A 22,765-nucleotide genomic window follows, 5' to 3' on the forward strand; every position below is an offset into this window, starting at 1 on the left:
CGGCGCGACCGGTCAGGCGGTGCCGGCGGGCGGCGCGTCGCCGAACGACCACATCCGCTCGAGATTGTAGAAGGACCGCACCTCGGGCCGGAACAGGTGGACGATCACGTCGCCCGCGTCGATCAGCACCCAGTCCGCGTTGGTCAGCCCCTCGATCCGTGCGGGCCGCCCGGTCTCGCCCTTGATCTTCTCCGCCAGCTTGGACGCCATCGACGCGACCTGACGCGTCGACCGGCCGCTGGCGATCACCATATGGTCGGCGATGCTCGACTTGCCCGCCAGCGGGATCGACACGGTATCGACCGCCTGATCATCCTCCAGCGACTGCAGCACCAGACGGTGCAGGCCCTCGACGCTCTGGTCGTCGGATCCCGTGGGGGGCGGGGGGCTGGCGGGGTGGGTGGCGGGCAAGGGTGCTCCTTCAGCGATCATGCGTCAGATATGGGTGGAGGCGGCGGCGCGTGCCAGGGGATCGGCCCGGTGGAGTTCGGCCCAGTCGGGATCGGCGGCGCGGATCGCCGTGGCGGAGGTCGGATCGGGTCGGAACCGCAGCAGCACGAGGGCCGGCACACTCCATTCGGCCCAGTGTTCTGCGTGGCTTGCGGGCCGCCGAAAGCGCCGCAGCCAGGCCATCGCGGGCCCCGCGAGGGCGGCGCCATCATATCCCGGCCGCGCCACCACCGCAATCGGCATCGTGCGCGCGATCGTCCGCCACTGCCGCCAGCGGTGAAATTGCGCGAGATTGTCCGCGCCCATGATCCACACGAAGCGGATGCGGCGGTGGCGTCGCACCAGCTTGCGCAGCGTATCGGCGGTGTAGCGCGTGCCCAGCCGCGCCTCCAGGTCACTGGCGCGGATCGGCGCGCGACGCGCCATGGCGCGCGCGGAGGCGAGCCGCGCCGCGAACGGCGCCATGCCCGCGGCGGGCTTCAGCGGGTTGCCCGGCGACACCAGCCACCACGCCTCGTCCAGCGCGAGCCGCCGCACCGCCGCCAGCGTGATCGAGCGATGCCCGCGGTGCGCGGGGTTGAAGGACCCGCCGAGGAGGCCGACGCGGCGGGTCATGCCGGCGAACGACGCCAGTCTTCCCAACCATGGTGGACGCGCAGGATCTCCACTGCGTCGGACCGGATGCGATAGATCAGCAAGTGCCGGGTGCCGGGAACGCGCCACTTGCGGATATCCTCTGCCATCTTCGGTCCGGCACGCGGGTGATCGGCAAGGAACGCGCCGGCTCGCACGGCCAGCCGGCCGACACGATCGGCATAATCCGCATCGAGAATGGCGTAGAACTCGTCGATCCGCGCGAGATCGTCGCGCGCGGCACCGGACCAGATCGCGCGGCTCATTCGCCGTGGCGAGCCGCTACACGCTCCTCGAACCATGCCGCGACGTCGTCCTGGCCGTGGACCTCTCCCCGCTCCAGAGAGGCGATCCCCGCCTGCACGAATGATGCGAAGTCGACCGGCTCCCTCGCCGCCTCCCGAATGGCCTCGGCCGCAAACGCTGCGCCGGTGATGCCGCGGGCACGCGCGAGCTCCTCGACCTTCGCGAGCGTCTCCGTGTCGAGCGGAGCGGTGATCGAGACCGGCGCGTTCATGCCAGCAGCCTACGCGCCCCGCCCCCGCTCCTCAACCCCGCCCCTCAACCCCGCACCTGCCCCGTGCCGCGGCCAACCCACTTGTACGTCGTCAGCCCCTCCAGCGCCACCGGACCGCGCGCGTGCAGGCGGCCCGTGGCGATGCCGATCTCGGCGCCCAAGCCGAACTCGCCGCCGTCGGCGAACTGCGTGGAAGCGTTCCACAGCACGATCGCGCTGTCGACTTCGGCGAGGAAGCGCTCGGCGACCGCCGCGTCCGCGGTGACGATCGCGTCCGTGTGACCCGACGCGTGGCGCGCGACGTGCGCCAGTGCCGCGTCCACGCCGTCGACCAGCGCGACCGAGCAGATCGCGTCGAGATATTCGGTGTCCCAATCCTCCGCGCTCGCCGGCGCGACGATCCCGCCGATCGCGGCGTCCGCCGGATCCCCGCGCACCTCGCACCCGGCGTCGAGCAACGCCTGGACCAGCGCGGCGGGCGCGGCGAAGCCGCGGTCGATCAGCAGCGTCTCCATCGCGCCGCACACACCCGTGCGCCGCATCTTCGCGTCCAGCACGACCGCTCGCGCCATCGCCGGATCGGCGTCGGCGTGGACGTAGACATGGTTGATGCCGTCGAGATGCGCGAGCACCGGCACGCGCGCCTCCGCCTGGACGCGCGCGACCAGGCTCTTGCCGCCGCGCGGCACGATCAGGTCGATCGCGCCCTCGGCCGCCAGCATCGCGCCCACCGCGGCGCGGTCGGTGGTGGCGACCAGCTGCACCGCGTCCGCGGGCAGGCCCGCCGCGGCGAGCCCGCGCACCATCGCGGCATGGATGGCGCGATTGCTCTCCACCGCCTCCGACCCGCCGCGCAGGATGACGGCATTGCCAGACCGGACGCACAGCGCCGCGGCGTCTGCGGTGACGTTGGGCCGGCTCTCGTACACGATGCCGATCACGCCGATGGGGATGCGCACGCGCGACAGCGCCAGTCCGTTGGGCCGCACGGTCCCGTCGATCACCTGCCCCACGGGATCGGCGAGCGCGGCGACCGCCTCCACGCCGTCGGCCGTCGCCGCGACGCGCGCCGCGTCCAGCCGCAACCGGTCGAGCATCGCCGGGGACAGGCCGTTCGCCGACGCGCGTTCCATGTCGAGCCGGTTGGCCGCCACGATCGCGAGCGCATCCTCGCGCAGCGCCGCGGCGGCGGCGCGCAGCGCGCGCTCCTTGTCGGCGGCGGACGCGCGGGCGAGCGTGGCGGCGGCCGTGCGGGCGCGGGCGGCCATGTCGGCGATCAGCGTTTCCATGCGTCAGGCGGTATCAAGCCGTGCGACGCATCGCCAGCGTCAGTTCGGCTTCTCCGCCGTCGCGCACTCGCCCTCGCGCACCACCGCGGCGGGCCGGGCGCGGCCCATCGTCCAGTTCGCCTGCAACCGCACCCGCGGATTGGGCGCGCACCAGATCTCGCCCGTGTCGTTGATCGCCGTCACCCAGATCAGGTTGTGCTCTTGGCCGTAGTCGATCACCGCAAAGGCATAGCCCGCGCCCTTGTCGAGGACGTGGACGGGAATGGGCGGGTCGAGCTGCTGGAACGACATAGACGACAAGCGCGCCGGCGCGCATGACGGTTCCTCTACCCGAGCAACTATTTTGACCTATATCAGCCGCATGGATCATCAGCCCCACCGCCGCCGCTTCCTGTCGCTTGCCGCCGGCACGGCCGCTGCCTCCGTCGTGGCGGCGTGCGGTGCGCGCCCGGCGGAGGCGGAGCGGTTCCCCGTGACGAAGCCCGATGCCGAGTGGCGCCGCCAGCTCGGCACGGCCGCGTACAACGTGCTGCGGCACGAGGATACCGAGCGTCCGTTCACCAGCCCGCTGAACGACGAGCATCGCCGCGGCACCTTCGCGTGCAAGGGGTGCGCACAGCCGCTGTTCTCCAGCCGGACGAAATTCGACAGCGGCACGGGCTGGCCCAGCTTCTATGCCCCGCTGGCAGACGCGGTGGCGACGCGGCGCGACTCGACGCTGGGCATGGTGCGCACCGAGGTGCATTGCCGCCGCTGCGGCGGGCATTTGGGCCATGTCTTCGACGACGGGCCGAAGCCGACCGGGCTGCGCTATTGCATGAACGGCGTGGCCATGACCTTCCGCCCGGCCTGACGCATCAGTCGGCGACGGGCAGCGCCCCCTCAACCGGTGCGACGGCCGCGGTGGCGATCACCGGCATCGGCAGGTCGGCGGGGGCGGCGGCCGGCGCCTTGCCCGCGTAGATGAAGCCGGCGAGCGGGTAGACCGTGGTGCCCAGGTCGCCGGCGCCTGCGTACCACACGCGCACCTGGCTCCAGTCGCCCGCCGCCGACACGTCCACCGCGCGCACGTCGCGCTCGATCCCGCCGCGGCGCGACCAGTTGGCGTGGGTCAGCAGCACCTCGCGCTCGCTCACCACCTTGCTCACCATCGCGACGTGGCCGACCGGCATGGACCGGATCGCCTTGAACGCCATCACCGCGCCCGCGACCGGGGCCTGCCCGCGCTCGTAGCGGCCGGCGGCCTGGCTCCACCAGGTGTTGGCATTGCCGTGGATGGCGATGCCGGAGACCTCGCGGGCGAAGGGCGCGCATTGCAGGAAGCGGGCGTGGGCGGTGCCGACGCCGAAGAAGGCCGTCGTCAGGACGCAGGAAACCACCAGCGCGAAACGCGCTGCCAACGATGTCGACTTCACTGGGCGACCCCCCGGTCTTTCGAACTGGTGAGTGTCGGCTAGCCGGCAAAATCGCCGGCTCCAACCGTCGCGGGAACCTTTTCGGATGAAGCGAGTGGGCGCGACGGCGAGTTGCGCCGCCCTCTTGCAAATGGGTCAGCGGAGCTGCCGCGATGTCCTAACGAGACCTTTACGCGAGCGGGTTGCGCGGCGCCGAATCGATCTCCGGCTCGCCCGCCAGCCTGGCCATGCGCAGCTGGTGCTCGGCCCGGCCGAAGGGGAAGCGGGTGTAGAAGAAGGCGGCGAGCAAGTAGAAGACGAGGATCGCGCCGGCATAGATCAGCGTCAGCCGGTCCAGCGTCGCCGCCGGCACCGCGCCCGGCACCGCCTTCGCCGGAAATCCCGCGGCGGCCAGGATCAGCCCGCACACGAAGATGCCGATGCCGCTGGTGCATTTCTGCACGAAGAAGCCGCCGGCGAAGAACATCCCCTCGGAGCGGCGGCCGGTGCGCGCCTCCGAATCCTCCACCACGTCGGCCAGCATCGATGCGCCGAGGATATAGGCGGTGACGCCGAAGGCGGTGGAGAGGCCCGCGCACACGAACAGCGCGGGCAGCATCGCCGCGCTGCCGAGCGGCGGGAACAGCCCCGCCAGCCGCAGCCAATAGGGCGTGGTTCCGATCGCGACGCCGAGCAGCGCGGCGATCGCGGCCGCGTGCGGCTTGCTGAAGCGCGCGCCCAGTCGCGGCGCCGTGACGAAGGCGATGCCCACGCCCACGAACAGCGACAGGCTGAAGTAGACGAAGGTCATGCCGGTGAAGCGCCAGACGAAGCTGTAGAGATAGTTGGACATGGCATAGGTGATGCCCTGGCCCGTGTAGGCCGCGATCCCGGCCAGCATCAGGATGACGAAGGCGCGGTTGCGCACCGTCTCCTTGATCTGGCGGAAATTCTCTCGCAGCGTCTGCCGCTTCGTGTCCGGCTTGGGCAGGAAGGGGATCTGCCGGTGCGTACCGATGGCGGAGACGAGGATCGTGACGCCCATGAACAGCGCCCCCGCCAGCGCGAAGCCGCGATAGCCCGCGGGATTGAGCAAGCCGTTGGGATAGCCGGGCGCGGGCGCGAGGAAGTAGATATAGGCGGAGATCAGCATCAAGAGCCCGCCCGCCCAGCCGAACAGGTAGCGATAGGCCATGATCCGCGTGCGCTCGTCATAGTCGCCCGACAGTTCGGCGGCGAGCGCCTGGCTCGGCACCTCGTAGGCGCTGACCGCGCTGCGCACGAGCACCGCCAGCACGAACAGCCAGCCGAGCGCCGCCTGCTGCGAACTGGTGGGCGGGTTCCAAAGGAGGATCCAGCCGAGCATGATCGGCAGCGCCGCGCCATACATCCACGGGTGGCGCCGACCCCAGCGCGTGTTCGTCCGGTCCGACAGGAAACCCACGGTAGGATCGACGAAGGCGTCGATGACGAGCGCGCACATCACGACGAAGCCGACCGTCGCCGCGGGTACGCCGACGACCTGATTGTAGAAGAGCAGCAGGAAGGTGCCGAAGCCCGAGTCCTTCACGCCGTACGCCGCGGCGCCGACACCGTAGCTCGCCATCGTCCCCGGCGTCAGTCGCCGCTGGGCCGGCGCGTTGCCGGTGGGGGCGGCCGCCGGGTCCGCGGTCATTGGAACGCCTCCAGCGCGGTGAAGAGCGAGGGCGACTGCGGGTCCCAGCTCGCGCGCGTGCCGACCGTCATGCCACCGTCGACCAGGATGTGCGTGCCGGTCACGAAGGCCGCGTCGTCGCTGGCGAGATAGGCGACCGCGGCGGCGATGTCCTCCGGCCGGCCCGCGCGCGCGACCGGCTGCGCGCCCGCGGCGATCGCGGCGATCGCCTGGTTGGCTGCCTGCCGCTTCTCCTCCGCCACGTCGAGGTGGCGGGTGAAGATGTTCGTCGTGATGAAACCGGGCACGACCGCGTTGACGCGGATGTTGTCGCGCGCCAGCTCCGCCGCGGCCAGCTTCGTCAGGTGCAGCACCCCCGCCTTCGCGGTGGAATAAGCGATCGGCGCGTAGCCGGTGCCGAGCGCGGACACGCTGGACGTGTTGACGATCGCGCCGCCGCCCGCCTTCGCCATCAAGGGCGCGGCGTAGCGGATGCCGAGTGCGACGGAGCGCAGCAGCAGCGCCTGCGTCCGGTCCCAGTCGTCCGGCGCGATCTCGTCGATCCGCTCGCGCGCGCCGCCCGCGCCGGCGTTGTTAAAGACGATGTCGAGCTGGTCTGGCGCGGCCATCAGCGCCTCGATCTGCCCCGCGTCGGTGACGTCCGTGCGCAGGAAGCGGATGCGCCCGCTTCCCTGCGCGACCAGCGTCTCGCCGCCGGTCGCATCGAGGTCGCCGACCCACACCTCGGCGCCTTCCGCCACCAGCCGGAGCGCGGTCGCGCGCCCGATGCCCGAGGCGCCACCCGTCACCACCGCGCGCTTGCCATCCAGCCGCATCGTCGCTCTCCCGCTCTTTTCGGCAGCATAGTATGGCGAATTACCGGGTCAATCGAAGGCGCTTAGAAAGTTGGGTTTGGCAGGTCTTGCAGCTGTCCATTCGGTGCCCTAATCCCTCCGGGACGATGCGAACCAGCCGTTCATGCTGAGCGAAGTCGAAGCACACGCGCTGCGGCTGCCCTTCGACTGCGCTCAGGGCGAACGGCGGCCGGAGACATTTTACATGCCCCTCGACACCGATACCTTCGACGCGCTGATCGACCATCTCCGCCGCTTCGTGGCGGAACGGCTGCGCCCGCTGGAAGCGCAGGTGGAGGCGGACGACGCGGTTCCGTCCGAGGTGCTGGCGGAGATGCGCGGGATGGGGCTGTTCGGCCTGTCCATCGCGGAGGAATATGGCGGGCTGGGCCTCTCCATGCTGGAGGAGGCGCGGATCGCGATCGAGATGGGGCGCACGACGCCCGCCTTCCGCTCCGCCTTCGGCACCAACGTCGGCATCGGCTCGCAGGGCCTGGTGATGGCCGGCACCGACGAGCAGAAGCGCGAGTGGCTGCCCCGCATCGCCAGCGGCGAGATCGTCACCAGCTTCGCGCTGACCGAACCCGACGTCGGCAGCGACTCCGGATCGGTGAAGACCCGCGCGGTGAAGGACGGCGACGTCTATCGCCTGTCCGGCACCAAGCGCTACATCACCAATGCCGACAAGGCGGACCTCTTCACCGTGATGGCGCGCACCGGGGAGGAGGCCGGCGGGCGCGGCGTCTCCGCCTTCCTCGTGCCCCGCTCGCTGCCCGGCGTGACGATCGGCGAGCCGGAGAAGAAGATGGGGCAGAAGGGCGCGAAGGTCGCCGACGTCAACTTCGACGACGTGCCCGTCCCCGCCGGCAACCGCCTGGGTGCGGAGGGCGAGGGCTTCAAGATCGCGATGCGCGTGCTCGACCGCGGGCGGCTGCACATCAGCGCGGTGTGCGTCGGCGTCGCCGAGCGGCTGATCGCCGATTGCGTCGCCTATGCCACCGAGCGCAAGCAGTTCGGCAAGGCGATCGCCGACCATCAGCTGATCCAGGGCATGATCGCCGACATGAAGACCGAGGCGCTCGCCGCGCGCGCGCTGGTGCTGGAGACCGCCGCCGCGAAGGACGCCGGGACCGACGTCGTGATGGAGAGCGCCGCGGCCAAGTATTTCGCCAGCGAGATGGTGGGCCGCTGCGCCGACCGCGCGGTGCAGATCTTCGGCGGCGCGGGCTATATCGCCGACTACGGCATCGAGCGGCTGTATCGCGACGTGCGGCTCTTCCGCATCTACGAGGGCACCAGCCAGATCCAGCAGATCATCATCGCGCGCGAGACGATCAAGCGCGGGGGATAGCAGAAAAGAAGCCCTCTGCCATGCGGGGAGAGGGTGGGGCGGAGGGGCAGCCACGAACGACACCGTCCGGGGCGGCTCCTCACCCGCAGGGAGAGGGAGCTTATCGAATGGACACCACCAACCTGTTCCGCCTCGACGGGCGCGTCGCGCTCGTCACCGGGGGCTCGCGCGGTATCGGGAAGATGATCGCCGCGGGCTTCATCGCGCAGGGCGCGAAGGTCTACGTCTCCAGCCGCAAGGCGCCCGCCTGCGACGAGACCGCGGCCGAGCTGGGCGAGAATTGCGTCAGCCTGCCCGCCGACGTCTCCACGACGGAGGGGATCCGCGCGCTGTCCGCAGCCTTCGCCGAGCGCGAGGGATCGCTCGACATCCTCGTCAACAACGCCGGCGCCGCCTGGGGCGCGCCGTTCGAGGAGTTTCCGGAGAGCGGCTGGGACAAGGTGATGAACCTCAACGTCAAGTCGCCCTTCTTCCTCACCCAGGCGCTGCACCCGGCACTGAAGGCCGCCGCGCGCGCCGACCGCCCGGCGAAGGTCATCAACATCACCTCGATCGACGGCCTGCGGCTCAACCCGTGGGACACGTACAGCTATCATGCGTCCAAATCGGCGCTGATCTACCTGACGAAGCGGATGGCGGCGCGGCTGGTGAAGGACGCGATCAACGTCACCTCGATCGCCCCTGGCGCCTTCGCCAGCGAGATGAACCGCGCCGCCCGCGATCACGGCGACGCGGTGGCCAAGAACATCCCGGCCCGCCGCATCGGCGTGGACGAGGACATGGCGGGGACCGCGATCTACCTCGCCAGTCGCGCGGGCGACTATGTGATTGGCGAGACGATCGCGGTGGACGGCGGCATCGTCAACGCCGCGCTCGGCACCAGCGTCGATCCGTAGGAACGCGCGGCGGCCGGGCATCGTTGTGTTCTTCGAGGAGAGTGACGATGCCCGACGAGCCGATCAAGCCCACGTCCGAGACCGATCGCCCCAACCTGTCCACCGAGCACCAGCGCGACGGCGACGCGCGCCGTCCCAGCGACACGCTGGACAAAGGGCAGCCGAACGAGGAGACGATCCCGCGCAAATCGTCACTGACCGGCGGGGACTGAGCCGGCGGCCGGGACCGCGGGACCGATCGCGCTATCGATCCGGATCGACGATGGCGGCCACCGCACCGATCGCAACGGTCAGCGGATCGCGCCCGCCGCCATAACCATGGGCCAGCGCCTCCCGCTTGGCGCATCGGCGCTCGCCAGCGAAGATCCCGCAGCGACCGGCCGGGGTGATCGCCGCCAGGCCGCCCGCTTCCCTGGTGCCGTCCGCCGCCGACGTCTCCCGCGGTAACGGCAGGCGGTGGCGGTCGGCTCTCGAACCGCACACGACGACTTCGCCGTTCCCCACCGGCGCGCATGGCGGGGGCGCCGACGGGCGGGCGCGCGCGAGATCGAAGCCGATGCCGACACCCGCGCTTACTTGCAGGAGGAGCAGAAGGAACATCGAGGTGACGGTTGCCGACGATCGTGTCGTCGCAATGGCAGATTGGCGCGACGATCCCGCTTTCCGACAATCGCGCCTCGGGTGCAGGAAGGTGCCGGGGGTTCTGTTGCCCGGCCCCCCGGCGGCCGCTGGAATCCGATTCTGTTGCCCGGTTCGGTCCGACCGCGCTATCTTGGTGTAACCTTAGGCCGCGAGGCCCTCAGTTACGCCGCAATCGCGAGTGCTTCGTTATCGTTGGCACTTGTGTAATGGGCCGTTGCGGTGGTCCCATTCCGAGCGAAAACAGCGCTTTTCAACACACGTCGATCCTGGTTCGGCCCCGTCATCGCGGCTGGGTGACGCGATGCGCCTCAGCTGCGGTGGTGGAGCCGCCGGGTACTGCCCCCGGGTCCGCTGCGTCTATTGTACGCCGCAGTTTATCGCCATAGCCGGGTGAAACCCGACGCCACGGATATAGGCCGTCCCAGCGCTTTCTTCAACGCCGCCATGTGCACGCCATATTGTCGCAGGATAAGGTGGGATATGTTGACCCAGCGGTCCCGTTACGCGTTGCGTTCCATGCTGTACCTGGCCGGGGCCGAGCCCGGTTCGCCCCCCATTCCGATGACGCGCATCGCGATGGAGGCGAACGTGCCGCGCAAGTTCCTCGAGCTGATCCTGGCCGACCTGCGCGACGCCGGGCTGCTGCATAGCCACCGCGGCAAGATGGGCGGCTACCGGCTTTCCCGGCCGAGCCACCTCATCTCGCTGGGCGAGATCATCCGCGTGATCGAGGGGCCGCTCGCGCTGGTGCCCTGCGTCAGCCGCACCGCCTATCGCCCGTGCAAGGATTGCAAGTCCGAGGCGGATTGCGCCATCCGCGACGCCATGGCCCGCGTCCGCGACGAGACCGCGCGCATTCTCGACGGCACCAGCCTCGCCGACGCGACGTCCGAGGCGCTGGTCGCCGCCTGACCCGGCGGCGCGGGCGCTAGCTTCGCGTGACGCTCTCCGACCGTTGCTGGACGTGGTTCCGGTTGGCGGGCAAGCGGGCGACCAGAGAGTGTCGGCCGTTCCCGGTACGACCAGTTGCGACGCCGTGAGCAGATCCGCGACCCGATCAGCGGTGTAGGGGCCGAATAGGATCCGGTGCGGCAGATGCCGGGTCTCAGGCAGGTCTCGCTCTCGACGAACGGCTTCTTCCTCTCGCGTCTCGCACCGCCTTCGATGTCCGGTTGGCGAACGGCGGATAGGCGATGGCGCGCTGGTCGGCGAACGGGCGGTCGACGCTGACGTAACCCTCCGCCGTAGGAGGGCAATGGAGCAGCTGGAGCGGCCGTGGTGCCGACTGTGCGGAAGGACAAGCTCGCCAACAGTTGCGCGGCGAACTCGCATCGCTGCCGGTGCTGTGCGGTTGTGCCGCAAGCACGAACGCCCCCTGGCGGTGTGCCGGGGGGCGTGGTGTGTTGGTTGCGGGGGCTGGATTTGACCGCTGCCGAACACGCGTGGCGCTACCTGCACGTACGCAGCTGGCAGCTTTCCACAGCGCGGCGGCCCGGCGAAGATCATCATGACGCCCTTCAGCATCTCCGAGGCGGCCCTCCGCCTTTTCCGATCGGCCGACATCGATCCCGCCAGGATCAACGACGTGATGGACCGTCGGGCGGCGGCCCGCACGGCGACGATACTTGGGCCGGGAGACCGCCACCCCGTTCTCGTCCGGCAGCGGACCGGCGTGCCGCTCATGATGATCAGGCGCAGCCGCCGGCATCTCTACGTCACCGTGGAATGGCGGATGCCGCTTGTTCGATACGTCGAGTACGGTCGGGAGGACTGCCGGCTGCTCATTCTGCAGGCGATCGCCGAGTCCGTCCAGGTCGCCGCCACCGGTCGATCCGTCGACCGGCTCGTCGCGGGCGTGCCGTTCCTTGAGGGACAGATCTGCGAGGAAGTCCGCAGCTGCGAGCCGTTCACCGAAGCGAAGATCAAGGTCGCGTGGCTCAGATGGACGGGGTGCGATGCCGAGGCTAAACAGCGGCGCGCATGGCATGCTGTGCGCCCCCGCTGCGCCGAGCACCACCCCGTGAAGCATCTCGAAAGCAGAGAAACTCGATGACGAGCGCCTCCGAGAAGCCGACCTGCATGAAGGTGGAGAGCGGGGGCAGCGGGATGAAAGCGGATCAAGATGCCAAAACGCCTTCAGAGGATGCGGGACTGCCGCCAAGATCCAAAAGCCCACGTCAGGATGGAACCCGCACTTCGGCAAACCAGCCGCAGGAGCGGGTGACGACGTCCTGCCTGCCGAGATCCAACCCCGGTGAAGCAAACTGGCGGTTGGCCCGGACTACCGCCGCCAGCGAAGCCCGCCCCATCCAGACGGACACGTCGAACCGTTCGATTTTTTCTGAGGTTCGTGCCGGATTATAGTCTCGTTAAGATGTGCCGCTTACTTGATCTAGTACTCCGGCGCATATCCATCCGCCGAGCGGTTCACCACGTCTGTTCGCGACAACGAAACGGCCTTCGCCGCACAAGCGCCTCTCAACGATGGGAGGACGACGACATGCCGCGTTTCGACTGCAAGGGCCACTGCTTCACGCTGACCGGCGGTTTGCGCCTGCTCGTGATGAGGGTGAACGGCTTCATCTGGTTTCGACTGACGCGCCGCGGCGACTGTCACGACGCCGCCTGGCTGGCGCAACTCTCCGCTCTGAAGCTCTCCCGTCTGATGGGAGCGAGGAGCGTCGTGGTCGCAAACAGCAGCGAGCTCGTACGCAATCAGTGCAGCGGTCGTTTCCGTGCCCGCAAGGCTCGCATGCGGGCTCATCGCGACCGCTGCCTCGCCGTCGCGCGCCCGATGCTGGTGCATTGGGCCTGATCAGGCGCCCCTCGCGCGGCTGCGGCCAAGGCCGCAGCCGCGCGAGGGAATCATGAAGCGGCCGTCGCGACCTCGCGTTTCTCGAGCCTCACCTGGAGTTCCAGGACGCCCGGGTCCCGTCCCGGCAGCGCCGACGTCTCCGTCCAACGAGACTCCTCGAACTCCGGGTCAAGCGTCACGATCGTGGAGACCTCCCAGGCGTCGAGGGGTTCCTCCCGTTCCGAGAGGATGCCGCCGATCTCGCGGCCGGTCTCCGCGTCGCGGATCCTGACGCCGAGCAGACCCGCCGGCAGTGGGGTTCCGCGCACCTCGTCGGCGATTTCCAGATAGTCCCGGCCTCGCAGGCCGGTGAGCTTGGCGCAGAACGCAAGCACTTCCTCGTCTCGAGGGGCTTGCCCGACGCGGGCTGCGCGCGCGAAGCCGTTGGCGATTCCCGGGACGTCCGTGATTGCATCGATGACCTGCTCCAACATGGTAAAAGCCTCATTTTTTCCGCCCTTCCGATCAGGACGCCTTCATCCGCCTTGAAGAGGATCTGGCGAGCCGCGCCCCGTCGGCCGGCCACGCACGTCCAGGGACTTCGCGTGCGAGGTGTAGGTTTGCGCTTTGCGTTGGTGTCGACTTCAGGGTCGCCATCGGCGCGACCAGCGCCCAGGTCGCGGGGCGCTCGAGCATGGTGACGAGGATGATGCCGTGCAGGAGCTCCGCGAGGCGGCGGCCCGCCTCGGATTGGGGGCTCTCGCTCTCTCCAAGGATCTTCGCAGAAGCCACGGCACACCAGGAGCTCGACTCGGAGTCGACCGCGTATTTCAGGCGGCAACTGAGCGCTCAGGCGCGAGGGGATCCCCAACGGCGGTCGCCACCCGGGAACTCACTGCGCACGGCCGCTGGCGAGTGCCCTAGAAGCCCGCTCCTGCTACCCGGTTGATTCCTCGTCGAAGTGGTCGAGGACGCCAATCGTCAAGACCAGTGCCCGTCCGCGTTCGGCGCCAGGATGGCGCTCGCGGGGGCGATCGGCTCAGCGGATCGAGTCCGAAACGGCAAGACCTAAGGAGTGTGAAGAAGAGGTTGATCCTCCGCGGACTTTCCGCGCGATTAATAGATCTCCGCTGCCAGTAAGCATAGGGTGCAGCATACCGCGGTGCAAAGCAGAAATCGCGGCCATCCACAGGACGGAGGGACAAGGAAACTCACCAGTTCATGCTTGCGATACTGGCCGAAATTGTCTCGGCCACCGATTGTTTGATGTGCTGCGTACGGTTCCTCGCAGAAGTGGAAACAGCTTCTCCGATCAGCAGGAGGGTCGGATCGTCGTCGCTGATCGTCTCGACCAGGAACGCCAGTGCTGTCAGCTGCCCGCGAACAGTTCGCTCGTCCGGCAGAGATGCGTTCACGACAATCAGCACCGGCGTGGCGGGGTCGCGGCCCGCCCCGATCAGCCCGGCCGCGATCGTTCCCGCAGCGGCGCGGCCCATATAGACGGCGAGCGTGGCCTGCGGCGCGGCGAGCGCGGACCAGTCGAGATCGATCGCCTCACCGGCGCGCGTATGCGCGGTCACGAAGGTGAGCGAGCGGGCGACGCCGCGGAGCGTCAGCGAGGCCGCGCTCGACGCCGCCGCCGCACTTGCGGCGGTGATGCCGGGGCAGACATGGACCAGGATGCCGCACGTGGTGAGGTGATCGATCTCCTCGCCCGAGCGGCCGAAGATCGAGGGATCGCCCCCTTTCAACCGCAGGACCCTGCGGCCGTCGCGGGCGGCCGTCAGGAGGAGGTCGTTGATCGTCCCCTGGTCCTTGGAATGTCGGCCGGATCGCTTGCCGACCGAAACCCGTTCCGTGCCGGCGGGGATCAGGCCGAGCACGCCCGGGCCGATCAATGCGTCATGAAAGACGATGTCGGCGGCTTCGATCAGCCGCATCGCCTTGCGCGTCAGCAGGTCCGGGTCACCGGGGCCCGCGCCCACCAGCCAGACAGTGCCGGGGGCGAACTCAGGCGCGAGCGGCATCGACGGTCTCCTCGGCTTGGGTGATCAGGCGCCCGAGCGCCGGTCGGCACGAGCCGCAATTGGTGCCGGCGCCCAGCGCGCGGCCGATCGCGGCGACGTCGGCCAGGCGCTGATCGGCGATGGCGCGGGTGAGGGTGAGGAGGCCGACGTTGAAGCAGGCGCAAACGATCGGTCCGCGCTCCACCGCCGGGCCGGGTGCGCGGCCGGCGAGGAGGGTGGGCGCCGCCTCCTGGCCGAGCTGTTCGATCAGCCATTCGCGCGAGGGCAGCGGCCCATCGCGCGAAACGAGCAGAACCGCCGCTACCCGACCACTCTGCAGCACCGCGACCCGCCAACTGCCGCGGGCGTCATCGCGCGCCTCGATGCGATCGCCTCTCGGCAGCAGGGTTCCGAGCGTAGCCGGGTCGCCGTCCCCGGCAAGCTCGAAGAGGCTCCCGCCGGGCACGGCAATGCGCGTCGCCCAGAGGGTATTCGGCAACGGCTGGAGCGCATCGCGCCCGATCAGGAAGCCATGCCAGGCAGGCACCAGCGGCTCGATACGGGCCGGCGTATTCTTGAAGCCGGGTTGGCCCGAATGCGGGTCGTTGAGCGGCCGGGGCAGCAGGCCGGTGCGGCCGGCGGTGGAGGTCCGGTCGGTCCAGTGGATCGGCACGAACAGCTCGCCGGGCCGCTGGCCTGCGCTGATCGCCACGCGATAGACGCTCTCCCCCTGCGGCGTGCCCACGCGCGCGAGGCTGCCGTCGACGAGCCCCAACCGGGTGGCATCGTCGGAGTGAAGCTCGACGAGCGGCTCCTCGCGGTGGCGGGCGAGCTTGGGCGAAAGGCCGGTCCGCGTCATGGTATGCCAATGATCACGATACCGGCCGGTATTGAGGGTCAGCGGCCAATTGCGCAGCGACGGCTGGAGCCGCGCCTGCCGCACCGGCACCAGCCTCGCGCGGCCGCTGGGCGTCGGATAATGGCCGTCGGCGAATGGCGTGCCGCCCCAGCGGAACGGCGCCATCACCGCATAGTCGTCGTTGGAACGGCCGGCTTCGCCCGGGAGCGTGAACAGGCGCTCGCCGCCATTTTCGTAGCGCGAGAGGCGGACATGCTCGCGCCAGATGTCGGCCGGGCGATCATAGGAAAACGCGTCGGCCCAGCCCATGCGCCGCGCCACTTCGCTGACGATCCACCAATCGGGCCGCGCCTCGCCCGGCAACGGCAGTACAGCGCGCTGGCGGCTGACCGTGCGATCGGAATTGGTGACGGTGCCGTCCTTCTCGCCCCAGGCGGCGGCGGGCAGGCGGACATGGGCGTGAAGGCTGGTGTCGGTGTCCGCGACCACATCCGACATCACCACGAACGGGCAAGCGGCGAGCGCCTCGCGCACCTGTGCGGCATCGGGCATCGACACGGCGGGGTTGGTGGCCATGATCCACAGCGCCTTGATCCGGCGCTCGCCCACGGCGCGGAACAGGTCGACCGCTTTCAGCCCCGCCCTGGTCGCCATCCGCTCCGCGCCCCAGAACCGGCCTACCCGCGCGACGTGCTCTGGCGCGAAGTCCATGTGGGCGGCAAGCGTGGTGGCGAGGCCCCCGACCTCGCGGCCGCCCATCGCGTTTGGCTGGCCGGTGATCGAGAAGGGCGCTGCCCCCGGCTTGCCGATCCGGCCGGTGGCGAGGTGGAGATTGAGGATCGCGTTGACCTGATCGGTGCCGGCCAGCGACTGGTTCACGCCCTGGCTGAACAGGGTGACGGTATGCGGGGTGGCGGCGAACAGCTCGAATAGGCGGTTGAGGTCGGGAGGGGGAACGTCGCACGTCCTGGCGGTCGTCCAGAGATCGGTGTCGAGCGCGTCCCAGAAACCCTCCGGCACGTCGAGCCCGCGTTCGTCGACCAGCCCCTCGCGGCGGCAATGCGCGAGGAGGCCGTTCATCAGGGCCACGTCGCTGCCCGGGCGGATGGCGAGGTGCAGGTCGGCCTCCTCGGCAGTCTCGGTGCGGCGCGGGTCGATGACGACCAGCTTCGTGCCGCGTGCCACGCGCGCCGCCATGATCCGCTGATAGACGATGGGGTGGCACCAGGCGGTGTTCGATCCGACCAGCAGGATCAGGTCGGCCGCATCCAGGTCGTCATAGCTGGCGGGCACGATGTCCTCGCCGAACGCGCGGGTGTGGCCGGCCACCGCGCTCGACATGCAGAGGCGCGAGTTGGTGTCGATGTTCGCCGAGCCGATAAAGCCCTTCATCAGCTTGTTGGCGACGTAATAGTCCTCGGTCAGCAGCTGGCCGGAGACGTAGAAAGCGACGCTGTTCGGCCCATGCTCGGCGATGGTGCGGCGGAAACGGCGGGCGACGAGGTCGAGCGCCTTGTTCCAGCTCGCGCGGCGGCGGCCGATCAGCGGATGGAGCAGGCGCCCCTCCAGCCCCACCGTCTCGCCAAGGTGGGTGCCTTTCGAGCAGAGGCGGCCGGCATTGGCAGGATGATCCGGGTCACCCCTGATCTCCAGCGTGCGCTCGCCGGTGCGGGTCGCCAGGATGCCGCAGCCGACGCCGCAATAGGCGCAGGTGGTGCGGACCGGATCGGCCATGGTCAGGCAGCGATCGCGGCGGCGACCAGCGCCGCGCGCGCGATCAGCACGCGGCCGGCGTCCACCCGCACCGGGATGGTCGGCGTGCAGCCGCGGTCGTCGCCGAGCGCCTCGCCCGTCTCCAGCGAGATGCGCCAGTTGTGGAGGGGGCAGGTGACGGCATGGCCGTGGACGATCCCCTGGCTCAGCGGCCCATGTTTGTGCGGGCAGCGGTTGACCAGCGCGAAGACGCGCTCGTCATGGGTGCGGAAGAGCGCGATCTCGTCGCCGCCCTGCACGGGCACGGTGCGGCTGCCGCGCGGCGGGATGGCCTGGACGGGCCCGACGTCGATCCAGTCGGCAATCATGCGCGTCACTCCGCGGCTTCGAGGACGAGAGGGCGGAACTCGCCCAGATGCGCGTGCTGGTCTCGCTCGGCGCCGGCGGCGCGCTGCGCCCAGGGATCGTCCTGCGAGAAGAGCTGCGAATGGCGGAAGCGCGCGGCAAGCGCGTCGCGGCCCTCCGCGTCCGCGACGATGCGAGCCTTGATGTGGTCCAGACCGACCCGCTCGATCCACGGCGCGGTGCGCTCCAGATAGCGCGCCTCCTCGCGGTAGAGCTGGATGAAGGCGGCGCAGTAGTGCATCGCCTCGGCCTCGGTCGCGACCTTGCAGAGCAGGTCGGTGGCGCGCACCTTGATGCCGCCATTGCCGCCGACGTGCAGCTCGTAGCCGCTGTCGACGCAGACCACGCCGAAGTCCTTGATCGTCGCTTCCGCGCAGTTGCGTGGGCAGCCCGACACCGCGATCTTGAACTTGTGGGGCATCCACGATCCCCACGCCATCCGCTCGATCTTGACGCCCAGGCCGGTCGAATCCTGCGTGCCGAAGCGGCACCATTCGGACCCGACGCAGGTCTTCACCGTGCGCAGTGACTTTCCATAGGCATGGCCGGAGACCATGCCGGCGGCGTTCAGGTCGGCCCAGACCACCGGCAGGTCCTCCTTGCGGATGCCGAAGATGTCGAGTCGCTGACCGCCGGTCACCTTGACCATCGGCGCGTTGTATTTCTCCACCACGTCGGCGATGGCGCGCAGTTCGCGCGGGTTCGTGAGGCCACCCCACATGCGCGGCACGACCGAATAGGTGCCGTCTTTCTGGATGTTGGCGTGCAGCCGTTCGTTGACGAAGCGGCTCTGCTGGTCGTCGACATATTCGCCCGGCAGTGCGCAGAGCAGATAGTAGTTCAGCGCCGGACGGCACGAGGCGCAGCCGTCGGGCGTCGACCAGTGCAGCCGCTGCATCACCTCCGGGATGGATCGCATCTCCTGCGCGACGATCTCGCGGCGGACGTCGTCGTGGCCGAAGCTGGTGCATTTGCACATCGTCTTCGGCCCGGCCTGGACCTCGTCGCCGAGGGTGATTGCCAGCAACTGCTCGACGAGGCCGGTGCACGAACCGCAGCTGGCCGACGCCTTGCAGCTGCCGCGCACCGCATCGAGACTGCACGCGCCGCCCGTGATCGCGGCGACGACCTGGCCCTTGCTGACGCCGTTGCAGCCGCAGATCTCGGCATCGTCCGAGAGCGCCGCAACGGCCGCCTTAGGGTCCGCCTGCCCACCTCCGGAGGCGAAGGCCTGGCCGAAGATCATCACGTCGCGGATGGCCGCGACATCCTCGCGCTTCTTGAGCAGGTCGAAGTACCAGGCGCCGTCGGCGGTATCGCCGTAGAGGACGGCGCCGATCACGCGATCCTCCTCGAGGACGAGACGCTTATAGACGCCGCGCGAGGCGTCACGCAGGACGATGTCCTCGGCACCGTCGCCCCCGGAGAAGTCGCCGGCGGAGAACACGTCGATCCCCGACACCTTGAGCTTGGTAGAGGTGACCGAACCGCGATAGCCGGTCGGCCGCCCGACCAGCCCGTCGGCAAGCGCGCGGCACATCTCCCAGAGCGGCGCGACCAGGCCGTAGACCTGCCCGTCATGCTCGACGCATTCGCCGACCGCGAGGATGTCGGGATCGCTGGTGACCATATTGTCGTCCACGCGGATGCCGCGGCCGATCTCCAGCCCGGCCTCGCGCGCCAGCGCCACGCTGGGCCGAATGCCCACCGCCATCACGACGAGGCTGGCCGGGATCACGCGGTCGTCCTTCAGCCGTACCCCTTGAACGTGCGTGTCGCCGACGATCTCGGCCGTATCGGCGCCGGTCAGGATCGTTTGCCCGCGCGCCTCCAGCGCGGTGCGGAGCAGCCAGCCGGCGGCCTCGTCCAGCTGCCGCTCCATTAGCGTGTCCATGAGGTGGAGGACGGTCACCTTCATGCCGCGCAGCGTGAGGCCGTGCGCCGCCTCCAGTCCCAGCAGGCCACCGCCGATCACCACCGCATCGCCGCCCTGCGCCGCCGCGGCCAGCATGTGACCGACATCCTTCATGTCGCGGAAGCTGATGACGCCCGGCAGGTCGCGGCCCGGCACCGGGATGATGAATGGGTCGGACCCCGTGGCGATCAACAGCTTGTCGTAGGCGGTCGTGCGGCCCGAACGGGCGCTGACCGTTTTGTCGGCGCGATCAATCGTGACGATCGGATCCTCGGTGACGAGCCGGATGCCGGCGTCGGCATACCAGGCATGATCGTTGATGACGATCTCGTCGAACGTCTTCTCGCCTGCCAGCACCGGCGAGAGCATGATGCGATTGTAGTTCACATGTGGCTCGGCGCCGAAGATCGTGATGCGGTAGCGGCCCGGCTCGCGCGCCAGCAGCTCCTCGACGGCGCGACAGCCGGCCATGCCGTTGCCGACAACCACGAGGTGCGGACGCGGATCGCCCGCGGGAACCGCATCGCGTGAGCTTTCCTCGACCGTGACCTGACCCTGGAAGTCCATCGTCGCAAACTCCGGAAACGAAAAAGGCCGCCATCTCGGCCCCGCGGAACGGGGGCGAGATGGCGGCCTTGCCATCATCGTGGACCGGCAGCGGACGGCGGCCGGGGCGATGCGCCTGCCATGCTCCAGCGGCGGAGCGGGCGGGCTATGTCGATGCGGGCAGCATTGCTCGCGTCGCATGAGTATTCCTCAACTTCGCGTGGCGCTCAACCCCCTTTTTTGCGCTGCAGCAACTACAGCGCCCAATCGAGCTGCAGCCACAGCTTGCTTGTGTCGGTGGCGAAGCTGCGAGCGTCGTAATCGGCATAGCGAACCGAGGCGGTGGTCGGACCGAACTTGGCGGAGGCGAGCAGGTCCCACTCGCGGCCGTAGCGGCGCCCCAGCCGATCGCTGCGGAAGTCGTGGAACACCGCTTGGACGGTAATGTCCCGGGCGGGGCCGATTGCCTTCCAGCCGGTGCTGACCTGACCGTAGAGGTCGCGTACGCCATCGGGCGGCGTGGTGAGGAACTTGTCGGCCCAGCCCTGGAACTTGAAGTTGGTGCCGAGCGGCGTCTGGAAGCTGGTGAGCGCGCGCCCGTCATCGGCGCCGAGCACTTCAAAGCCGCCGCCGAACCTCAGCCGCCACACGTCCAGCGCCGCATCGATGAGGTAGTATTCGGCACGATAGGCGTTGGGATTACCGCCATAGTCCGCCTGACGTGCGTAGCTCGCCTGGTAGGAGAGCTTGGCGCCACTGCCGATCGGCCGGGCCCCGGCGAAGCGCACGCCATAGGTCTGGCTGGACAAGCGGTAGCCCTGCACCGCCGCCTCGTCCTGATCGACGAGGTAGGCGAAGCCGGTGAGCAGGCCGACCGGCGTCGCGTAGGAGAGGTTCGCAAAGACATTGTCGCCCGATACCGCCGACTGGCGCGCGTCCCTCCCGTCGTTTCCCCAGATCGTCCGCACGCTCCAGGCATAGCTCAGGTCCAGCTTGAGCTTGGGCAACGGCGTCCATTCGGCGCGGACCGCGTCGAAGGTCTGGCCGTTCTGGCGAAAGCCGATCGCGCCGACGAAGCGCTCATCGTCCAGGGCGATGCGCTGGCGGCCGGCGGTCATGGTCAGATCGTCGGCGCGATACTGGAGCTGGGCGCGATACAGCGCCACATTCTGTGGATCGGCGACCAGCGGGCGGTCCGCCGCGCCCTCCAGCCCGTCGAAATAGCGGTCGACGACGCCCAGCGTGCCCTGCCCCTCCACCAGCGCCGACCAGCGTTCGACGCGCGCCTCCACGCCGGCACGCAGCCGGATCGTGAGCGCGTCTGCGTCCCGCGGCAGGCCGTCCTGCTCGACCGTCTCGTAGCGGGTGCGCGCGTCGGCGAGCGGCTTGAGCGCGACCGATTGGGCATGGAGCGGCTGTCCGGCGGCGATCAGCGCCGCCGCGGCGAGTGCCAGGCGCATGATGTTCCTCCTTGAAGGCGGGCGAGCCGTGGCCCGCCCGCCGCCCGCTTCAGATCCGCACGCCGCCGGTCGCCCATTCGCTGCGCCACCGGCGCTTCACCAGGCTGAGCCCGGCAAATGCGACGAGCGCGAGGACGGCGAAGATGAGGAAGCCGTAGGAGAAGCTGCCGGTGAGCTGGCGCGCGAGGCCCAGGCTGGAGGCGAGATAGAAGCCGCCGATGCCGCCGGCCATGCCGACCAGCCCGGTCATCACCCCGATCTCCTTGCCGAAACGCTGCGGGACGAGCTGGAACACCGCGCCGTTGCCCGCGCCCAGCGCCAGCATCGCGAGCACGAACAGGCCGAGCGCGGAGCCGACGCTCGCGGCGGCGCTGACGCCGACCAGCGCGACCGCCGCGACGAGATAGACGGTGGTCAGCGTTCGCGCGCCGCCGATCCGATCGGCGAGCGCCCCGCCCAGCGGCCGCACCAGCGAGCCGGCGAACACGCAGGCGGCGGTGCAATAGCCCGCAACCACCGTCGTCAGGCCGAAACGGTCGGTGAAATAGATGGTGAGCGAGGAGGACAGCCCCGAAAAGCCGCCGAAGGTGACGCCGTAGAACAGCATGAACCACCAGGCGTCGGCAGTGCGCAGCGGCTCCAGATAGGCGATGACGGGCTTTGGCGCGGGCGCGTCAGGCGCATCCTTGGCCATGACGAGGTAGAGGGAGAGAACGAGCACGAGTGGGATGCAGGCCAGGCCCAGAACCGCGTTCCAGCCGAACAGCTTCGCCAGCGTCGGCGCGAACAGCGCGGCGAATACCGTCCCCGAATTGCCCATGCCGGCGATGCCCATCGCCTTGCCCTGATGCTCGGGCGGATACCAACGGCTGGCGAGCGGGAGCGCCACCGCGAAGCTGGCGCCGGCGAACCCCAAGATCACACCCAGCGCCAGCGTGCCCGAGAAGCTGTGTACGCCCAGCAGCCACGCCGTCATCAGCCCCGCGATGACGATCACCTGATTCAGCGCGCCGGTCCGCTTGGGGCCAATCCGGTCGACCAGCAGCCCGACGACGAGCCGCAACACCGCGCCGGCCAGGGTCGGCGTGGCGACCATCAGGCCCTTCTGCGCGGGCGACAGCGCAAGTTCCCTGGCGATGTCGGGCGCAAGCGGGCCGAGCAGCACCCAGACCATGAACGCGAGATCAAAATAGAGGAAGGCGGCGATCAGCGTCGGCCGATGCCCCGCCTGCCAGAAGCCGCCGCCGGCCCGATCGGTCGTATGTCAATCGGCGTCCAAAAAGGACCCCCTATCGGCGTGCAAAAGGGACCCCCTTCGTCAAGCAGCGTGACGGGTATGGGGGTCGCACCGTTCGCGCTGGTTGCGGCGTAGGGCGGGCGTAGCCCG

General features: G+C 69.4%; 24 protein-coding genes and 1 other RNA gene. 7 read left to right on the forward strand and 18 right to left on the reverse strand.

The features are described from left to right. Positions 1-12 precede the first annotated feature (12 nt). Genes rsfS through HBH26_RS18075 form a run of 6 tightly spaced genes read right to left on the reverse strand, consistent with a single transcriptional unit; the run spans position 13 to position 3,180 of the window. Positions 13-432, reverse strand: coding sequence for a ribosome silencing factor (gene rsfS / locus HBH26_RS18050; RefSeq protein ID WP_168136041.1), 420 nt, complete (start codon positions 430-432; stop codon positions 13-15). 3 nt (positions 433-435) lie between these two features. Beyond that, positions 436-1,065, reverse strand: coding sequence for a nicotinate-nucleotide adenylyltransferase (locus tag HBH26_RS18055; protein WP_168136042.1), 630 nt, complete (start codon positions 1,063-1,065; stop codon positions 436-438). Next, positions 1,062-1,349 carry a type II toxin-antitoxin system RelE/ParE family toxin gene (locus HBH26_RS18060; protein WP_168136043.1) on the reverse strand — a complete coding sequence of 96 codons (288 nt, stop codon included), beginning with the start codon at positions 1,347-1,349 and terminating at the stop codon, positions 1,062-1,064. Before HBH26_RS18060 ends, HBH26_RS18055 begins: the two co-directional genes overlap by 4 nt. After that, positions 1,346-1,600 carry a hypothetical protein gene (locus HBH26_RS18065; protein ID WP_168136044.1) on the reverse strand — a complete coding sequence of 85 codons (255 nt, stop codon included), beginning with the start codon at positions 1,598-1,600 and terminating at the stop codon, positions 1,346-1,348. Before HBH26_RS18065 ends, HBH26_RS18060 begins: the two co-directional genes overlap by 4 nt. 44 nt (positions 1,601-1,644) lie before the next feature. Further along, a complete protein-coding gene (locus HBH26_RS18070) occupies positions 1,645-2,889 on the reverse strand; it encodes a glutamate-5-semialdehyde dehydrogenase (protein ID WP_168136045.1) in 1,245 nt (414 codons plus the stop codon). A gap of 39 nt (positions 2,890-2,928) precedes the next feature. After that, positions 2,929-3,180 (reverse strand): hypothetical protein, encoded by a 252-nt coding sequence (locus HBH26_RS18075; RefSeq protein ID WP_168136046.1) that lies wholly within the window; start codon positions 3,178-3,180, stop codon positions 2,929-2,931. 70 nt (positions 3,181-3,250) lie between these two features. On the opposite strand from HBH26_RS18075, the gene msrB reads away from it, so the two are divergent. Beyond that, the gene (msrB, locus tag HBH26_RS18080) at positions 3,251-3,742 is read left to right on the forward strand and encodes a peptide-methionine (R)-S-oxide reductase MsrB (RefSeq protein ID WP_168136047.1); all 492 of its coding nucleotides are present in this window, start codon (positions 3,251-3,253) and stop codon (positions 3,740-3,742) included. Between the two features lie 4 nt (positions 3,743-3,746). On the opposite strand, the gene HBH26_RS18085 is transcribed toward msrB, so the two are convergent. The 3 genes from HBH26_RS18085 to HBH26_RS18095 form a co-directional block, all read right to left on the reverse strand. After that, positions 3,747-4,289, reverse strand: coding sequence for a CHAP domain-containing protein (locus HBH26_RS18085; RefSeq protein WP_209308666.1), 543 nt, complete (start codon positions 4,287-4,289; stop codon positions 3,747-3,749). A 184-nt stretch (positions 4,290-4,473) separates the two neighbouring features. Continuing rightward, positions 4,474-5,958, reverse strand: a complete 1,485-nt coding sequence (locus tag HBH26_RS18090) for an MFS transporter (RefSeq protein ID WP_239024920.1) — start codon at positions 5,956-5,958, stop codon at positions 4,474-4,476. Next, complete coding sequence (locus HBH26_RS18095) at positions 5,955-6,773, reverse strand: SDR family NAD(P)-dependent oxidoreductase (RefSeq protein ID WP_168136049.1); 819 nt, start codon at positions 6,771-6,773, stop codon at positions 5,955-5,957. The genes HBH26_RS18090 and HBH26_RS18095 overlap by 4 nt, the downstream gene beginning before the upstream one ends. 223 nt (positions 6,774-6,996) lie before the next feature. On the opposite strand from HBH26_RS18095, the gene HBH26_RS18100 reads away from it, so the two are divergent. The 3 genes from HBH26_RS18100 to HBH26_RS18110 all read left to right on the forward strand — a co-directional run bounded on the left by HBH26_RS18100 (position 6,997) and on the right by HBH26_RS18110 (position 9,250). Beyond that, on the forward strand, positions 6,997-8,142 hold the full coding sequence (locus HBH26_RS18100) for an acyl-CoA dehydrogenase family protein (RefSeq protein ID WP_168136050.1): 1,146 nt from the start codon (positions 6,997-6,999) through the stop codon (positions 8,140-8,142). Between the two features lie 107 nt (positions 8,143-8,249). After that, complete coding sequence (locus HBH26_RS18105; protein ID WP_168136051.1) at positions 8,250-9,038, forward strand: SDR family oxidoreductase; 789 nt, start codon at positions 8,250-8,252, stop codon at positions 9,036-9,038. Between the two features lie 47 nt (positions 9,039-9,085). Beyond that, positions 9,086-9,250: a hypothetical protein gene (locus HBH26_RS18110; protein ID WP_168136052.1), complete on the forward strand. Its 165-nt coding sequence runs from the start codon at positions 9,086-9,088 to the stop codon at positions 9,248-9,250. Positions 9,251-9,281: 31 nt separating this feature from the next. Here HBH26_RS18110 and HBH26_RS18115 read toward each other — a convergent pair whose 3' ends face one another. Both HBH26_RS18115 and ssrA read right to left on the reverse strand, forming a co-directional pair. Then, complete coding sequence (locus tag HBH26_RS18115) at positions 9,282-9,638, reverse strand: hypothetical protein (RefSeq protein ID WP_168136053.1); 357 nt, start codon at positions 9,636-9,638, stop codon at positions 9,282-9,284. A 130-nt stretch (positions 9,639-9,768) separates the two neighbouring features. Further along, positions 9,769-10,121, reverse strand: a transfer-messenger RNA (tmRNA) gene (gene ssrA / locus HBH26_RS18120). Between the two features lie 39 nt (positions 10,122-10,160). Between ssrA and HBH26_RS18125 the strand changes: the two genes are divergently transcribed. The 3 genes from HBH26_RS18125 (at position 10,161) to HBH26_RS18135 (ending at position 12,495) form a co-directional block, all read left to right on the forward strand. Then, entirely contained in the window at positions 10,161-10,592 is a 432-nt protein-coding gene (locus tag HBH26_RS18125; protein WP_168136054.1) for an RrF2 family transcriptional regulator, read from the forward strand. A 595-nt stretch (positions 10,593-11,187) separates the two neighbouring features. After that, positions 11,188-11,733, forward strand: coding sequence for a hypothetical protein (locus tag HBH26_RS18130; protein WP_168136055.1), 546 nt, complete (start codon positions 11,188-11,190; stop codon positions 11,731-11,733). A gap of 447 nt (positions 11,734-12,180) precedes the next feature. Continuing rightward, the gene (locus tag HBH26_RS18135) at positions 12,181-12,495 is read left to right on the forward strand and encodes a ribonuclease H family protein (protein WP_168136056.1); all 315 of its coding nucleotides are present in this window, start codon (positions 12,181-12,183) and stop codon (positions 12,493-12,495) included. 50 nt (positions 12,496-12,545) lie between these two features. Here the strand turns inward: HBH26_RS18135 and HBH26_RS18140 are convergent, their stop codons facing one another. The 7 genes from HBH26_RS18140 to HBH26_RS18170 form a co-directional block, all read right to left on the reverse strand. Further along, the gene (locus HBH26_RS18140; RefSeq protein WP_168136057.1) at positions 12,546-12,968 is read right to left on the reverse strand and encodes a hypothetical protein; all 423 of its coding nucleotides are present in this window, start codon (positions 12,966-12,968) and stop codon (positions 12,546-12,548) included. A gap of 717 nt (positions 12,969-13,685) precedes the next feature. After that, positions 13,686-14,501, reverse strand: coding sequence for a uroporphyrinogen-III C-methyltransferase (cobA, locus tag HBH26_RS18145; protein WP_168136058.1), 816 nt, complete (start codon positions 14,499-14,501; stop codon positions 13,686-13,688). Then, positions 14,485-17,073 carry a nitrate reductase gene (locus HBH26_RS18150; RefSeq protein ID WP_168136059.1) on the reverse strand — a complete coding sequence of 863 codons (2,589 nt, stop codon included), beginning with the start codon at positions 17,071-17,073 and terminating at the stop codon, positions 14,485-14,487. The genes cobA and HBH26_RS18150 overlap by 17 nt, the downstream gene beginning before the upstream one ends. Positions 17,074-17,075: 2 nt before the next feature. Then, entirely contained in the window at positions 17,076-17,420 is a 345-nt protein-coding gene (gene nirD / locus HBH26_RS18155) for a nitrite reductase small subunit NirD (RefSeq protein ID WP_168136063.1), read from the reverse strand. A 5-nt stretch (positions 17,421-17,425) separates the two neighbouring features. Further along, a complete protein-coding gene (gene nirB / locus HBH26_RS18160) occupies positions 17,426-19,939 on the reverse strand; it encodes a nitrite reductase large subunit NirB (protein WP_168136060.1) in 2,514 nt (837 codons plus the stop codon). A 233-nt stretch (positions 19,940-20,172) separates the two neighbouring features. Further along, complete coding sequence (locus HBH26_RS18165) at positions 20,173-21,378, reverse strand: alginate export family protein (RefSeq protein WP_168136061.1); 1,206 nt, start codon at positions 21,376-21,378, stop codon at positions 20,173-20,175. A gap of 49 nt (positions 21,379-21,427) precedes the next feature. Further along, positions 21,428-22,588, reverse strand: a complete 1,161-nt coding sequence (locus HBH26_RS18170) for a nitrate/nitrite transporter (protein WP_168136064.1) — start codon at positions 22,586-22,588, stop codon at positions 21,428-21,430. Positions 22,589-22,765: the final 177 nt, after the last annotated feature.

This window comes from Sphingomonas corticis, from assembly GCF_012035195.1.
GTDB lineage: Bacteria > Pseudomonadota > Alphaproteobacteria > Sphingomonadales > Sphingomonadaceae > Sphingomonas > Sphingomonas corticis.

Excerpts from the sequence above, each read along its gene's own strand:
- HBH26_RS18095 (WP_168136049.1), bottom strand. The coding sequence starts at position 6,773 with ATGCGGCTGGATGGCAAGCGCGCGGTGGTGACGGGTGGCGCCTCGGGC.
- msrB (WP_168136047.1), top strand. The coding sequence starts at position 3,251 with ATGGATCATCAGCCCCACCGCCGCCGCTTCCTGTCGCTTGCCGCCGGC.
- HBH26_RS18135 (WP_168136056.1), top strand. The coding sequence starts at position 12,181 with ATGCCGCGTTTCGACTGCAAGGGCCACTGCTTCACGCTGACCGGCGGT.
- HBH26_RS18055 (WP_168136042.1), bottom strand. The coding sequence starts at position 1,065 with ATGACCCGCCGCGTCGGCCTCCTCGGCGGGTCCTTCAACCCCGCGCAC.
- HBH26_RS18105 (WP_168136051.1), top strand. The coding sequence starts at position 8,250 with ATGGACACCACCAACCTGTTCCGCCTCGACGGGCGCGTCGCGCTCGTC.
- HBH26_RS18115 (WP_168136053.1), bottom strand. The coding sequence starts at position 9,638 with ATGTTCCTTCTGCTCCTCCTGCAAGTAAGCGCGGGTGTCGGCATCGGC.
- HBH26_RS18150 (WP_168136059.1), bottom strand. The coding sequence starts at position 17,073 with ATGGCCGATCCGGTCCGCACCACCTGCGCCTATTGCGGCGTCGGCTGC.
- HBH26_RS18065 (WP_168136044.1), bottom strand. The coding sequence starts at position 1,600 with ATGAACGCGCCGGTCTCGATCACCGCTCCGCTCGACACGGAGACGCTC.
- HBH26_RS18140 (WP_168136057.1), bottom strand. The coding sequence starts at position 12,968 with ATGTTGGAGCAGGTCATCGATGCAATCACGGACGTCCCGGGAATCGCC.
- HBH26_RS18075 (WP_168136046.1), bottom strand. The coding sequence starts at position 3,180 with ATGTCGTTCCAGCAGCTCGACCCGCCCATTCCCGTCCACGTCCTCGAC.
- HBH26_RS18060 (WP_168136043.1), bottom strand. The coding sequence starts at position 1,349 with ATGAGCCGCGCGATCTGGTCCGGTGCCGCGCGCGACGATCTCGCGCGG.
- rsfS (WP_168136041.1), bottom strand. The coding sequence starts at position 432 with ATGATCGCTGAAGGAGCACCCTTGCCCGCCACCCACCCCGCCAGCCCC.
- HBH26_RS18100 (WP_168136050.1), top strand. The coding sequence starts at position 6,997 with ATGCCCCTCGACACCGATACCTTCGACGCGCTGATCGACCATCTCCGC.
- HBH26_RS18110 (WP_168136052.1), top strand. The coding sequence starts at position 9,086 with ATGCCCGACGAGCCGATCAAGCCCACGTCCGAGACCGATCGCCCCAAC.
- HBH26_RS18130 (WP_168136055.1), top strand. The coding sequence starts at position 11,188 with ATGACGCCCTTCAGCATCTCCGAGGCGGCCCTCCGCCTTTTCCGATCG.
- nirB (WP_168136060.1), bottom strand. The coding sequence starts at position 19,939 with ATGGACTTCCAGGGTCAGGTCACGGTCGAGGAAAGCTCACGCGATGCG.
- HBH26_RS18125 (WP_168136054.1), top strand. The coding sequence starts at position 10,161 with ATGTTGACCCAGCGGTCCCGTTACGCGTTGCGTTCCATGCTGTACCTG.
- HBH26_RS18165 (WP_168136061.1), bottom strand. The coding sequence starts at position 21,378 with ATGCGCCTGGCACTCGCCGCGGCGGCGCTGATCGCCGCCGGACAGCCG.
- HBH26_RS18090 (WP_239024920.1), bottom strand. The coding sequence starts at position 5,958 with ATGACCGCGGACCCGGCGGCCGCCCCCACCGGCAACGCGCCGGCCCAG.
- cobA (WP_168136058.1), bottom strand. The coding sequence starts at position 14,501 with ATGCCGCTCGCGCCTGAGTTCGCCCCCGGCACTGTCTGGCTGGTGGGC.
- HBH26_RS18070 (WP_168136045.1), bottom strand. The coding sequence starts at position 2,889 with ATGGAAACGCTGATCGCCGACATGGCCGCCCGCGCCCGCACGGCCGCC.
- nirD (WP_168136063.1), bottom strand. The coding sequence starts at position 17,420 with ATGATTGCCGACTGGATCGACGTCGGGCCCGTCCAGGCCATCCCGCCG.